General features: G+C 44.2%; 7 protein-coding genes. All 7 read right to left on the bottom strand.

Annotated elements, in window-relative coordinates; all coding sequences use genetic code 11:
- Nucleotides 1-16: 16 nt before the first annotated feature.
- Nucleotides 17-1,330 carry a cytochrome c gene (locus L3C95_RS34050; protein WP_236395138.1) on the bottom strand — a complete coding sequence of 438 codons (1,314 nt, stop codon included), beginning with the start codon at nt 1,328-1,330 and terminating at the stop codon, nt 17-19.
- A gap of 146 nt (nt 1,331-1,476) precedes the next feature.
- Complete coding sequence (locus tag L3C95_RS34045; protein WP_236395137.1) at nt 1,477-3,192, bottom strand: SusD/RagB family nutrient-binding outer membrane lipoprotein; 1,716 nt, start codon at nt 3,190-3,192, stop codon at nt 1,477-1,479.
- 32 nt (nt 3,193-3,224) lie between these two features.
- Nucleotides 3,225-6,488 carry a SusC/RagA family TonB-linked outer membrane protein gene (locus L3C95_RS34040; RefSeq protein WP_236395136.1) on the bottom strand — a complete coding sequence of 1,088 codons (3,264 nt, stop codon included), beginning with the start codon at nt 6,486-6,488 and terminating at the stop codon, nt 3,225-3,227.
- Between the two features lie 455 nt (nt 6,489-6,943).
- Nucleotides 6,944-8,266 (bottom strand): cytochrome c, encoded by a 1,323-nt coding sequence (locus L3C95_RS34035; protein WP_236395135.1) that lies wholly within the window; start codon nt 8,264-8,266, stop codon nt 6,944-6,946.
- Between the two features lie 20 nt (nt 8,267-8,286).
- Nucleotides 8,287-8,862: a redoxin domain-containing protein gene (locus L3C95_RS34030; protein WP_236395134.1), complete on the bottom strand. Its 576-nt coding sequence runs from the start codon at nt 8,860-8,862 to the stop codon at nt 8,287-8,289.
- Between the two features lie 342 nt (nt 8,863-9,204).
- Nucleotides 9,205-10,899 (bottom strand): SusD/RagB family nutrient-binding outer membrane lipoprotein, encoded by a 1,695-nt coding sequence (locus L3C95_RS34025; RefSeq protein ID WP_236395133.1) that lies wholly within the window; start codon nt 10,897-10,899, stop codon nt 9,205-9,207.
- A gap of 38 nt (nt 10,900-10,937) precedes the next feature.
- On the bottom strand, nt 10,938-14,237 hold the full coding sequence (locus tag L3C95_RS34020) for a SusC/RagA family TonB-linked outer membrane protein (protein WP_236395132.1): 3,300 nt from the start codon (nt 14,235-14,237) through the stop codon (nt 10,938-10,940).
- Nucleotides 14,238-14,426: the final 189 nt, after the last annotated feature.

Genomic DNA, 14,426 nt, shown 5'->3' with positions numbered 1-14,426 from the left:
AGCGAGCCCTTTTTGTTTACTGTCTTTTTATCTCCCTCTCCTCATCCCCTTTTTCATAAGGTATCGTCATCATGATCATCGTCATCATTTCATCTTTCGTTCGCATAGCACCATATACCAGCTGAGGCGGGAAAGATGGATTGGATGCGTTATTCACCGTATTATCGTATGTACCTTCAATAGTGAGCACTGTCCCTTTAGGGATCTTGATCAACTTAGGAAACCAGTATATTTCCTGCCAGTTAAAATCCCATTGCGGAATAGATACTAACCGTATAGTATCCTTTTCCGGCGTTACTGCATAGGCTTTAAATGTTTTGCCCAACAGGTGCATATGCGGCCATACATACATGAGCGACTGTGTCTCTGTTATCTTCACGTTCAGTTTAAAACTCTTCTCCACATTGGCAGGAATATAAAAGAAAGGCTCAATGTCCTTCTCTCCTACTCCACCCGAGCCATACGTGGTTGCTTTTATCTGCCGCTTAACCGGTTTCTTTTTGAAAAAGAACTGTACGCCGCTGATCACTTCTTCATCTTTCCCTACAGGTGCATAATGCACTGTCAGCAGCACGACACCCCGCTTAGGCATGATCCAACCCATATCTTCGGGGTAAGACTCATAGCTGCTGCCAGGGATCCATCCTCCGAAGTACTTCATCTTTTTACGGTAGTTGACATATTGCTGGTAGTAGTCAAGGTGTGACTCTGTATTGTCAACATAGTCCGAAGTATTATACAGGTCAGCATCCGGTACATCATCTATCTCATAGTTGGCGTGATGAATGACCTTCTTATTATTCGAAGTAAATTCGATCGCTTCAACAGCGATGGAATCCGGCAATTCAAAAGGTATTTTGTATACGATGAAACGTTCTACATTATCTCCTTTCAGCACGTAAGATGATTTCATTTTTAGCACCAGGTCGGGCTCACGGTTGAACTGTGTTCCTTTTATCCAGGCGTTTGCTGTTTCCTCTCCGGAACCTTCGCCTTTATGCATACCATGTTCAGCCCATTCACTGATCAACCTGATCTCTTCCTCTGTAAGTTTTCTTTCGTTGGCGAAGGCTACATAATGCGGATCAGGCTTCCATGGTGGCATATAACGGCTCTCCGTTACACGTTTAATAAAGGAGGCTCTTTTGGCCACTTCTTCATAAGTGACAAGTGGAAAAGGCGCTGCTTCACCTTGCCGGTGACAGGGAGTGCAGTTGCGGTGGATAATAGGTGCAATATGTTGCGACCAGGTGATCTGCTGTGCGGAAACGTCTTTCAGGCAGGTGATAAGGAATAAAAATAATAAGGTAATGGAACTTCGCATGTTCATACGCTCGGCTTATTAATTTACATGTCAGGGAAGCGCCCTTCGTTCTTCATAATACGTGGTTCAAGATACAAAAAGTAGCCGCATAAAAAAACCGTCCGGCTTAACGCCGGACGGTCTGTTATTCTCAGTGTAATGAGCAGATTAGTTTACTGCATGTCCCACCAAACACGACCAGTTAAGTCGTTTGGTTGTCCGTACTCACCTGTAGTCTGCATATCTTTAATTGCAGCTTCATAGTTAGGTACGTTTTCCTGTGTTCCTGATGGAATAGGCAGCTGCCAACGACGAGGTATTGTATTTTTTACACCATTGGTAAAGAACGGTTCCAATGGCAAGATACCACCTTCCTTAGGATAACCGGTACGCTTCCAGGCGCCCCATGCTTCGTGTGGTGCTTTGAAATGGTTGATGTAGTTCTGCACACCGATCTTTTCCAGTTTTTGCTCCTGTGTTCCGGTATAAGCGATATCAGCTGACGCAAGGTAAGTTTCAACCTCCTCATTTTCTACTGCGCTAAACTCAAGTACTTTTGCCAGGGAAGCCATAGCATTGTAGTCCTTAATAGAGGCTCTTACACCTTTCAGATACCACTCTTCAGCCGACTGGGCAATGATGCCTTTTTCAGATAACTCAGCCAGAATGAAGCACTGCTCAGCATAAGTCATCAGCGGCATAGAATAAGCACCTCCACTGGTAGCTCCGTCGCTCTGATCCAGATCGAACAGACGTGTCTGTACCAATGATACTGTATCCAGCGTCATTTGAGAGACCTTACCACCGATGTTAACGTTATAGGTCTTTACACCAAACAGTTTAACATATGCTGGATTAGTCCGCGCGTCCTGGCTACAAGGAGCCCCAACATAACGACGTGGATTATAGGTAGTACCTGATGATAAAGCGCCACCGCGTACAAGGCTGTCTATAGCTGTCTCCCTATAACTATTGCGTCTGAAGAAGAGACGGATACGGGGATCGCTGTTTTTATACATGAAGTCTACCATTCCCATTGGAGCAGCAAACGGACTACCGGTATCAGGGTTCCAGTTAGTACCGCGTGCAAAACCTGTAGTGGCAGAGATAAATTTGAATTCTTCTTCAACACTTGTGAACAGACCTGCAGAGCTGGCGAGTACATCAGTGATGATCTGCCGTGCAGCGGCTTCGGACCTTTTCAGTTGACGCATAGCCAATTTCAGACGCAGCACATTTGCAGCTTTAGCCCACTTAGCAATATCGCCACTGTAGAATATGTCTGAGTTGCCATAAGATACCTGGTTAGCCGCACCGGAAGTCAATGTTGCTATCGCCGCTTTCAGTTCATTCTCCCAAATCGGGAAAAGCGTCGCCTGGTTATCGTATTTTGGTGTAAATAAAGAACTATCACGTCCTCTCAGTGCCTCAGTATAAGGAATGCTACCGTTCACATCGGACACTCTCCAGGCAGCATACACCTGTATGATCTGAGCTATAGCCTGAGCATTCTGGTAAGTAGCCTGCTGTTCAGCCGGCATTTTACTGATTACGCTCTTGATCTCAGAAGTATATCTTCCTATAGTCTTATAGAAATCACCGTATATGCTATTAGTTCTGTCAGAAACAGTAAACAGCGATGGGAAGTTGGTAGAAGTTGGCAATGTGGATCCAAACTGCATCCATCTCATGATATAAGTATAGTTATCATAGAACCAGTCAAGGTCTCTGTCCACTATCTTATATTCAGCTGCCACGATCAGGTCCTGCGGCGTTGCTACCGGCGATACTACCGGATTTCTATTCAGGTCTTCAAAATTTTTGGTGCAGGATGACAGCAATAAAGAAACCGCTGCAGCTCCCAACCCAAATTTATTTATAAGTTTCATGTTTGCTAACAATTTAAGATTAAGTGTCTCAATTAGAATCCTACCTGTACTGTAACCGCCATATTACGGGTATAAGGAGTACTACCATATTCAGAGAATGCAGAAGCACTGTTATTACGTACAGCCTCAGGATTGATACCAATTGGCATGTGGTTATACAAATAACCCAGGTTACGACCTACCAGGTTAATACGAACACTGTTCAGTTTCACACGCTCCAGTACATTGGCCGGAATAGAATAACCTACTGATACCTCACGCAGTGATACGTAGGATGCATCAAATACAGAGTATTCACGGATACCGATACCCCAGTCGCCCTGCATGCTGTAATACTGATATGCAGTCAACGGTCTGAGATAACCTGCATCATAAGCCTGTTTATAAGTCTGTCCGCTCAGATCTACAGTTTGTCCGGCAACAGATACTCTGGTACCATCCTGGAATACACCGTCTGGTATGATACCATCGTTACGCTGAATACCTGCTGCATCTGTAAAGGCAATACCGCCACTGGCAACATCACGGCCAGGTAATGTGTTAGCTGTTGTACCGCGACCAGTACCATACTGGTGAGATGCAGAGAACATATCACCACCTATACGTGCCTGTACGAGGAAGCTCAGATTCCAGTTCTTGTAAGTGAAGTTGTTGCTGAAACCAAGATTCAGATCTGGTGTGATATTACCCAGGTTGTTGTTTGTACCACGGATGTACTGAGCTGGCAAATCACCACTGGACAAAGCAATGAGAGGCTTTCCTGCAGCGTTTCTTGTATAAGCAAGAGAGCTCGCCAGTACGCCATAGGCCTGTCCGGGAGAAGCCATTACTCTGATACCCTGATCTTCGTTCAGCTGATAACTTGTGATACCAGGAGCCAGTTCAATAACCCTGTTCTTGTTATGGCTACCATTCAATGTCAGATCCCATGTAAAGCCTTTCTTCTGTATAGGAGTTGCATTGATAGCTACTTCTATACCAGTGTTCTCCATGTTACCGGCGTTGATATAACGTCTTTCAATACCTGATTCAAATGCAGCAGGCAGCTGAATGATCTGGTTTTTGATATTTGTTTTATACCAGGCAACATCCACACCCAAACGATTATTGAAGAACCGAACATCAGCTCCGAGCTCAATACTGTGAGAGATAGAAGGTTTCAGGTTCGGGTTAGGTTTAACCTCCTGGTTGAATATTTCTACACGTGGCAGGTTGCTATTGCTACCCGCACCTGTAAAGTATCCGGAAGTCTGATAACCGCTGTTGGTCTGATATGCATCCAGGTCACCACCTACCATTGCATAAGATGCACGTACTTTACCGAAGCTGATTACTGAAGGCAGTTTACCTTTCAGGCTTTCAGTGAATTCCCATGCACCACTAAAGGAAGGATAGAAATAAGAATTATTGCTGGTTCCAGTCAGATAAGTAAGTGCTGATGACCAATCATTACGGCCGGTAACATCCAGGAAGAATGCATTCTTATAAGCCAGACTGGCTGCGAAGAATACTGAGTTGATACGTTTACGCAGCAATGGCTGGTTGTTTATCTGGGCAGCATTCACACTGTTGGAGATCACGTATAACTGAGGAGTACGGAGACCACCGTTGGTCCTGTTCTCATACTGGCTACCGATACCACTGTTCCAGGTTTCAGCACCGAGGTTCAGGGTTGCTTCCAGATCCTTGCCTAATTTAGGAGTGATCATGGCCATACCGGTAAATGTGTGCTGTAATCTGTCAAGGCCAGACTCAACATACAAACCTGCACCACCGGAGAAGTTAGGACCCTGACCGGATTCCTTACGTTGCTCAAAGTTTGTCTCCTTACTGAAGTTTCCTTTCAGGAGGAATTTCAGCCAGTCAGTAGCAGTAGCGTTTAAGTTCACATAACCAGTGGTTAATGCTTCTTTTCTTCTCCAGCTATTGTAAGCCATTGCGAACCAATAGTCAGCACCAGCATATTGACCTGTAGGTCTCATGGAATTATCAGGACCTACATAATTTTCTTTCCTGCTCCAGTAGGCTGGGTCATAGTTACGAGGGAATACATACACATACTTACGTCCCAGGTTCAGTGAGGTGTAGTCTCCACCCTGACGGTCAGGGTTGTCAGTCTTACTCTGGGAATATGTAACACCCGCATCAGCAGTCAGATATTTTGAGATAGTCTGAGAAACTTTCAGGGAGATGTTATTTCTGTTGAACTCGTTGTTCTTAACAACGCCAAGGTTCTGCAGGCGGGAGTAAGACAAGCGGAAAGTTCCTTTGTCGCTACCACCTTCCATTGATACGTTCGTATTATAGTACTGACCTGTACGATACATATCTTTGTAGTTGTCCGGTCTTGCAGCATATGGCTGAATATCTCCATTAGGGAGTTTAGCCATCTGACCTTCCATCTTCGGACCAAAACTTACTGCGCTCCAGTTAATTACGTTGTTACCATTAGCGTCTTTGTCGAATACAGGGTTACGTCCTGCACCATACACGTTCTGCAGTTCAATAGGTGTTCTGTATACCTGCTCCAGCTGAACGGTCTGACTAACGTTAACGCCTATTCCCTTACGTACAAGACCTTTTTTGGTAGTGATCAGTACCGCGCCGTTCAACGCTCTTGAACCATACAATGCAGTTGCAGCAGCACCTTTTAGTACTGTTACAGACTCATAATCATCAGGGTTCAGATTCTTCAATACGTTACCGAAGTTTACCGCGTTATCACTCACAGAGTTTTCAAAGATCACACCATCAATGATAAAGATAGGCTGGTCTTTGTCATTCAGTGATTTAGCACCACGCAGGATGATACGACCTGCAGCCTGAGGACCACCCACAGCACCGGAGATGTCCACACCTGCTACTTTACCTTGCAATGCAGCAACAGGGTTGATAGAATTGGTTTTAGAGATCTCATCACCTTTCAGCTCAGTGATCGCATAACCCAGTTTACGTTGCTCGCGCTTCATACCCAAAGCGGTTACAACTACTTCATTCAGATTTTTGTTGTCTTCACTCAGGACAACATCCAATGGACCGCTTGCCGGCGCTTCCTTGGTAGCATATCCCATGTAGGAGAAAACAAGAACCGCATTAGCAGGAACAGACAGTTTAAATCCGCCTTCTGCGTTGGACATTGTACCATTAGAAGTGCCTTTTTCCTTAACGGTAACACCCGGCAGAAAAGCGCCGTTGCTATCTTTAATGGTTCCGGACACTACCTTCTTATCCTGTGCAAACGCTGTTATACAGCAGCATAAGAAGAGCAATGTGCATACAAGAAATGATCTTCGCATAGCTTTCTCTAGGTTTTAGTTATTATTTGTTGTTTAGTCTCAAAGTGAACATAGATTTCCCAGGTCGCCTGATCGGCAACAAAAGGGGAGCTTGAATTTTAAACATAGATGTAAAAGCAGGTTACAGTATACCGCTAAGCATAGCCCGTTTAAATCGTATTTCTCGATTTCCGTTTTTCTTTAAAAAACACAATAAGGCATAGGCGTCATCCAGTCCGCACAAAAATTTATTAATAGTTACTCGTTACGCTTGTTTACTCTAATGCATGTCCCGTAATTACGCATAGTCTCTTTCACATTAAACAAAATCTTACTTTTTGTTAATGGATGCCAAACTATAAAAAATAAAATGAAGAACAAAAAACATTTAACAGTTTTTTGCCTTTTTGTTAACAATGCATTAAAAACGAGAAGATTACATGTTTAATTAACAAAATACTACCATGTGTCTTCTTTCAAAATCTTTCATTTTTCTTCAAAATGACGCGTTCATCGCCATTCTCATAAGGTAAATAAACCATAACCAATGTTAACATTTCATCTGTGGACTTCATGTCTCCATTAGAGTAAACTAATTGCGGTGGGTTAGATGGGTTATTCGGGTTGTTAGCGGTGTTGTCGTAAGTACCCTCTATGGTGAGGATAGTACCTTTAGGGATTTTTTTCAATGTTGGAAACCAGTATATCTCCTGCCAGTTGAAGTTCCAGTCAGGGATGTGTACCAGTTTGATTGTGTCTTTCTCCGGAGTTACACCGTAAGCCTTAAAGATCTTGCCCACATAGTGCATGTGTGGCCACACATACAACAGGGACTGATCTTCCGGGGTGGTCACTTTTAGTTTGAAGGTCTTGACAGCATTAGCCGGGATGTAAAAGAAAGGGTCAATCTCTTTTTCACCAACGCCGCCGGAACCAAGGCTGATCGCCCTTATATGACGTTTTACTGGTGTCTTAGTGAAATAAATTTCCACGCCGCTCACATTATCCTCCTCCTTTCCTACCGGTGCATAGTGCATCGTCAGCAATATCACTCCCCTCTTCGGCATTATCCAACCAACATTTTCAGGATAGGATTCTCCGAAAGAACCTGGTATCCATCCGCCGTAATAGATCATGTGTTTCCTGAAAGGAACATACTGATCATACTTGAAGCGGTTATCTTCGGTCAGATTGATGTAGTCGTCTGTATTGTAAATATCCAGATCAGGGACTGCATCAACTTCATAATTGGCGTGGTGTATGATCTTGTGATTTGTTGTTGTGAACCGGATAGCTTCCACATTGGCGGAGTCAGGCAGTTCAAACGGTATCTTGTATACAATAAATCTTTCCAGGTTATCTCCTTTCACATGAAAGGGTTTCTTCATCTTCAGCACCAGATCTGGCTTGCGGTTGCCGTGTGTACCTGCAACCACAACCTCTTCATCTTTTACAGCCGTCTTCTTTCCTTTCGGCATCCCGTTATCGGCCCATTCTGCGATCATCGCGATCTCTTCGTCTGTCAGCTTCCTTTCATTCGCAAAAGTAGAATAGTGTGTGTCCGGCTTCCATGGCGGCATATACCTGCTCTGCGTTACCTTCTTAATAAAGGCCGCTCTTTTGGCAACATCCTCATACGTCACCAGCGGAAACGGCGCAGCATCTCCATTCTGATGACATGGTGTACAGTTACGATGTACCAACGGAGCAATATGTTCACTCCAGGTGATACGCTGTGCTGTTACACGTGATATATTGAAGACAAAGAATACAATTGCTACTGCAATGCTGTATCGCATACGCGCCACTTAATATAAACTCAATAATTACTGATCAGACAACCAATTGGCGTTGTTCGCGATACCAGTTCATTTCCTGTTAACAAATTGCTGATCGCCAGTTCCAGATACTTCCTGGTAGCTTTTACCCTCTTGGTACCCAGTCCTGTTACCCAGTCATCGATCAGACCTCTGTAATACTCTTTTCCATTATTGCCGATCAGGAGGGCTTCGGGGGTAACGGTAGCATTGAGATAATTAGCGACCTTCTTATCGGTGTCCATCAGTATAGGGAAAGTGATGTTATAATCCTTTGCATATTCAGCCACTTCGCTCTTTGTAAATGTCTGACCACTGATGATACCATAGAACTGTATATCCTTATACTTGTTCTGCAGACTCTGCAACACAGGTGCATAGTTCTTGCATAAAGGACATTCAGGAGAAAGAAATATATATACCACAGGCTTGCCTGTGGGTTTTACAGTAAATGTTTTTCCATTATAATCTTTTAAACGGCCGGCAGACATTACATTGGCGCTGGCTATAAATTGTGCGCTTAATGTATGTACCGACAAGATCCCCGACAACAGGGCACAAAAAAATAGTCTCGACATAACGAAATTAGTTTATCATAACACTTATATCCGATCTGGTTGATATTAAGGCAGTGGTGTGTCTGCCTTGTTCTTCATAACTTCTTAAACAATCCGGTTGATAAAATCTTCTTCTTCTTTCCTGTTTACCTGTACATTAAAACGGTAAACCGGCTGTTGTTTCTTCCTGTATTCTTACGACTGTAAGATATACAAATAAATAAAAATATCGTATAAAGAAATACACTTTTTTACATTCTACCACACTACTCAGTCCACAATAACATATCGTTCAGGATAATATATATGGTTTACATAAAAGTGCCCCGTCAGATAACGGGGCACTTTTTTATTTTCACTCTTCTATTTCTTATCCCACCATACACGGCCAAAGATATCAGAAGGACCTTCTCCGAAATCAGGGTTCTGTGCCATTTCGGTTAATGCCGCCCTGTTGTTGGCAACGTTCAGATTAGTTTCGTCCGCTACATTCAGGGAAGCCCTTCTTGGGATCACCTGTGTAACACCACTTGCTTTCATCACTTCCAGCGCTAGCGGTGTGGTAGCGTTCGGCATACCTAATCTTTTCAGGATAGCCCATGCTTCGTTCGGGTTCTTATAATAGTTCAGGAATGCCTGTGAAGCGATCAGCTCTACTGCCTTAGCGGCATCGTATTTCACACCTGCACTGTTCTTATAGTTTGCTATTTCATCTTCTGTCAGAGCAACATAGTCAGGCAGTTTTGCATTAGCCGCCATTACATCATAGTTTCTGATGGAAGCTTCTACCCCTTTGTAGTACCAGCCTTCAGCATCTGAACCAGCGATGCCTTTCGCAGCCAGCTCGGCACGCAGGAAGCAGATGTCAGCATAAGACAGCAGCGGGAAAGTAACGTGACCGGTACCCACCACAGCATTGTATGTGTATTCAGGCTGGAACAGACGGTACTGGATAAGAGAAACAGTATCCAGGTTCTGATCGTTACCCTGTGCATTCTTGATCTTTCTTGTTCTGAAATAACCAGGATTAGCACTTACCGCATCAGGGCTGGAAAAAGCACCTACGTAACGGTTTGTAGGGAATACTGAGTTAGCAGGTAATGCACCCTGCGCTACAGCAAGATCAAAGTTTTCTTTTGAATAATCGTTCTTCTGATAGAATACTCTCAGACGAGGATCTGCATTTGCGAGCATGAAATCAACCAGCGATTTGGACGAATGGAAGCCAAGCGGGTTCCAGTTACCACCCTCTGTGAATTTATCACCAGCTATCAGTTGCAGATCATCTGAATTGTCTTCAAACAAACCACCAGCAGCCAGTACTTCAGTAGCAATGCTCTTCAGTTTCTCAGGCGCTACTTTAGACAGGCGTGAAGCTATCTTCAGACGCAGGGAGTTAGCACATTTCAGCCATTTTGAAGACGAACCCTGGTAGTAAAGGTCGTTTGATCCGAAGGTAGTCTGCGCTACAGAATTGTCGGCCAGTGTAGCAGCAATTGCTTTCAGCTCTGTGTCCCACAGGTCATACAGTGCTGCCTGTGTATCATACTTCGGAGTGATAGTACCACCGTAACGTGCCTGGAAAGCTTCTGAGTAAGGAATGCTACCGTTGATGTCAGATACGTACCATGCGTAGTAGATGTTCAGCAGTTTTGCGATCGCCTTTTCATGTGCTCTCTTAGCCTGCTCTTCTGCCGGCATTGCCTCGATAAGCTTCATTACGTTCACCAGGTTGTTACCTACCCTTGTGTAGTAATAACCATAACGGTTGTTAGCGTTACCGGTATTATCACTGATGAAGCTTGCCGTGTTACCACCGTTTGCTGTTGTCATTTCGGTGAATGGCATGATAGTGCGGTAGAAGTCGTAAAAATATTCGAAGTCGCCGCTATGTATCTGTACAACAGCATTCAGGAATTGCCCTTCAGGACTTACAATAGGCAGCTTCTCCGGATCTGTATTGATTTCTGCAAACTTGCTTTTCTGACAAGCTGCGAATGTGCCGAGCATCATCGCATAAATGCCATACTTTTTAAACTTGCTATATATAGTTGTCATCTGTTTTCTTTTTTCTTCTTGAATTATATGTCTCTTTATTAGAAGGAAGCCTGCAGGTTAAAGCCCATGCTTCTTACGAAAGGAATACCACCATAGTCTGCCGCTGAAGCAGATGAGTTGTTGTACAGTCCTTCCGGATTCAGGCCGGCAGGCAGGCTGCTGTAAATATAAAAGAGGTTTCTTCCTACCAGGTTCACACGCAGGTTGTTCAGCTTCAGTTTAGAATAAACAGAAGAAGGAACATTGTAACCTACTGTTACTTCACGCAATGCTACCCATGAATTTGTAAAGATGGCATTTTCGCGTATACCATTTCCCCATGACCCAAGACGATAGTAATAGTTCCATGCATGCAGGGGTCTCATCAAGCCTTGCTCATACGCTTCCTGGTAGCTCATGCCACTTACATCAACCTCTGCACCACCGTTGATCGGAGTCAACCTTACGCCTTTTGCAAACACACCGTCAGGGATGATACCATCGTTGTAAGAGCCACTCGCATCACTCCATGCCAGACCACCACTCTCCGTATCACGTCCTGCCAGTGTATTTTTCAATTGTCCCAGTGCATAAGCATAGTTATAAGTAGCGGAAGAGTATTTGCCACCTACTTTCGCATCCACCAGCACATTCAGGTTAAAGTTTTTGTATCTGAAACCGTTAGTCCAGGAAGACTGGAATTTAGGCTGGATAGTACCGATATCAACATAACCAAGACCTGCATCGCTTGAACGTACATAACGACCGAGCCTATTCAGTACTTTCTTACCGTTAGCAGAAGGTTTCGCAGGATCATCATAGTATGTATATGCATATTTAGTCTGCATGACACCATACTCTGCACCTTTACGTGCAATTACTAGTACATCACTTCCCTGAGAATAACCGTTAGGCAGTTCCATTGCGTTTACACCTTCAGCGATTTCTTTTACGATGTTCTTATTGCGGGTGAATGAGATAGTAGAGTTCCAGTCAAAGTTCTTTGTCTTAATAGGAACAGTGTTCAGCAATACTTCAATACCTGTGTTCTGTACATTACCTGCGTTGATCAGACGGCTGGTTACACCACTTTCCTGTGGCATAGCAATAGGTACGATCTGGTTAAAGGTGTTCTTTCTGTAAGCAGCGATATCAATGCCCAGTCTGTTATTCAGGAAACGGATATCAGCACCTACTTCAAAGTTGCGGGTATATTCGTTTTTCAGGTCGTTATTACCCAGGGTGTTACCATCAAAGCCGTAACGTGGGGTAGTTCCACCGCCAACACCAATATAGTTACCGATGAAAGAGTAAGTACCAATACCTGTTTTGTACGCTTCAGTACCTGCACCAGTACCTGCATAGGAAGCTCTTACCTTACCGAAAGTAAAGAAGGCGGGCAGGTGGAAGGTTTCGGAGAACAACCATGAAAGGCTCGCTGATGGATAGAAGTAGTTGTTTACACCATGACCATCAGAATACATCAGTGTAGAGTTCCAGTCATTCCTACCTGTCAGGTCAAGGTATAACTGATCTTTAAAGGCAAAGTTTGCGAAAGCGTAGATAGCGTCTGTTCTAACACCTTTGATGATCCTTGCAGTAGCCAGCGGGTCCTGTACAGAGTTGCTGATATAGAACTGACCGGGAGCTTTCAGACCACCGCGTGTTTCCGCCTTGTTGTATTTACCATAACCCCATCTGTAAGTCTCTGCACCAACGGACAGGTCCATTTCCAGGTCGGCCGCCAGTTTACGGTGTCCGGACAATATAGCCTGCAGTTTACGCTGCATCTGTGTAGTAGAAGTCAGGTTGTAATAACCACCGGTGAAACCTTCGCCCTGACCCAGTTCTCTACGTTCATACTGAGCGATATTGGTCTGCATATCACCGTTCAGTGACAGGTTTAACCAGCTGAGGAGGTCTATTTTCAAACCTAGACGACCCTGGAAGTTATCTTCATCCTGTGTAGTATTGTAGTTATTCAGGGCGAAGAATGAGGAAGACATTCCATATGGATCATTCTGCAGCACACCGCCTTTAGGATCGATATACCTGTCTCTCCAATATTTGGTATCAAAGTTACGGGACATCTTGTATACACTGCTGAACACCAGGTTTTCGTTGCCACCATTGATAGCAGGATTTTCCACGTTTGTCTTACCGTAGTTTGCAGTAATATCTGCAGAAACTTTGGAAGACAGTTTATGTGTTGCACGCAGGTTGAAGTTATTACGCTTGAAATTGTTGTTTGGCGCAATACCATTTGTATAGTTGTTGGAATAAGATAAACGGAAGGTTGTTTTATCGTTACCACCATCTATTGCCACGTTTGTATTGTAGTATTTACCTGTACGATAGAGGTCCAGCAGGTTGTTGGGCTGTGGGGAAAAAGTTGTCCAGTTACCCTGCCAGTCTTTTACACGCTGTCCCAGCATTTTTGGACCGAAGCTGAACCCTGCCCAGCTGTTTTCTTCGATATAAGGATCACCGTTGTTGTCAACCGGAAAATCTGCCGCGATGATACCAACACCATAGGCATTCTGGAAGTCGATTGATTTGTATGCCTTATCATACATCTGCGCATGTGTAACGGTTACCCCTAAACCTTTACGTGCAGAACCTTTCTTGGTTGTGATGATGATCACACCATTCTGACCACGGGAGCCATACAGCGCAGTAGCAGCACCACCTTTCAGTACGGAAACGCTTTCGAAGTCGTCCGGGTTCAGGTTCTTCATCATGTTACCGAAGTCCTGAGAGTTGCCCCACTGGTCACCACCGGTGATGCTATTCTCGATGAACACACCATCCACCACAAAGAGCGGCTGGTTATTCAGACTGAGTGAGTTGTTACCTCTGATCAGGATACGTGCACTGGACTGTGGTCCACCACCACCTAAGGAGATGTTCACACCAGCTACTTTACCCTGTAAAGATGTAACAGGGTTTACCTGTCCGGAGAGAGCAATGTCTTCACCTTTTACTTCTGTCATGGAGTAACCCAGCGCTTTGGTTGATCTCTTCACGTTCAACGCTGTTACTACAACCTCCTGTAAGCCTTTCTGGTCTTCTTCCAGAGAGATATTCAGGTTACCGCTGTTACCAACAGCTGCTTCCTTTTTCAAATAACCGATGAACGAAAATACAAGCGTGCCGGAAGGGTTGGCATTGATCTTATAAGTTCCATTCATGTCTGTCACACCGCCATTGGTAGTTCCTTTCTCAGAAACACTAACACCGGGGATCGGGTAGCCCTTCGGATCTTTAACAACGCCGGTTACTGTTACCTTCTGCTGTGCCCAGGCAAACTGAAAACACAAAACAGAAAGAACCGCAAATAAAAAAAGCGATCTCTTCATTGTTTATTCTTTTTGATTGATACTAGTGGTGGTTTAGGTATAAAGTTTAGCAATAATCATCGTGAGCCTGGTTAACAGGCATAGTTTCCCTGTTTGCCACCTGCGGTGGCATCATTTAGCTTGTCATCATTAGCGAAATATGTTCAGATCATGTCGTCAGAGACATAGGTATCCTGTTTCGAAATACAT

The organism is Chitinophaga filiformis (assembly GCF_021646545.1).
GTDB lineage: Bacteria > Bacteroidota > Bacteroidia > Chitinophagales > Chitinophagaceae > Chitinophaga > Chitinophaga filiformis_A.
Note: the sequence above shows the minus strand (reverse complement) of the source record. Positions and strands in the feature narration are given on the sequence as shown.

Bases quoted from the DNA above. Each gene is read 5' to 3' on its own strand.
- L3C95_RS34025 (WP_236395133.1), bottom strand. From the start codon at position 10,899: ATGACAACTATATATAGCAAGTTTAAAAAGTATGGCATTTATGCGATG.
- L3C95_RS34045 (WP_236395137.1), bottom strand. From the start codon at position 3,192: ATGAAACTTATAAATAAATTTGGGTTGGGAGCTGCAGCGGTTTCTTTA.
- L3C95_RS34035 (WP_236395135.1), bottom strand. From the start codon at position 8,266: ATGCGATACAGCATTGCAGTAGCAATTGTATTCTTTGTCTTCAATATA.
- L3C95_RS34020 (WP_236395132.1), bottom strand. From the start codon at position 14,237: ATGAAGAGATCGCTTTTTTTATTTGCGGTTCTTTCTGTTTTGTGTTTT.
- L3C95_RS34030 (WP_236395134.1), bottom strand. From the start codon at position 8,862: ATGTCGAGACTATTTTTTTGTGCCCTGTTGTCGGGGATCTTGTCGGTA.
- L3C95_RS34050 (WP_236395138.1), bottom strand. From the start codon at position 1,330: ATGAACATGCGAAGTTCCATTACCTTATTATTTTTATTCCTTATCACC.
- L3C95_RS34040 (WP_236395136.1), bottom strand. From the start codon at position 6,488: ATGCGAAGATCATTTCTTGTATGCACATTGCTCTTCTTATGCTGCTGT.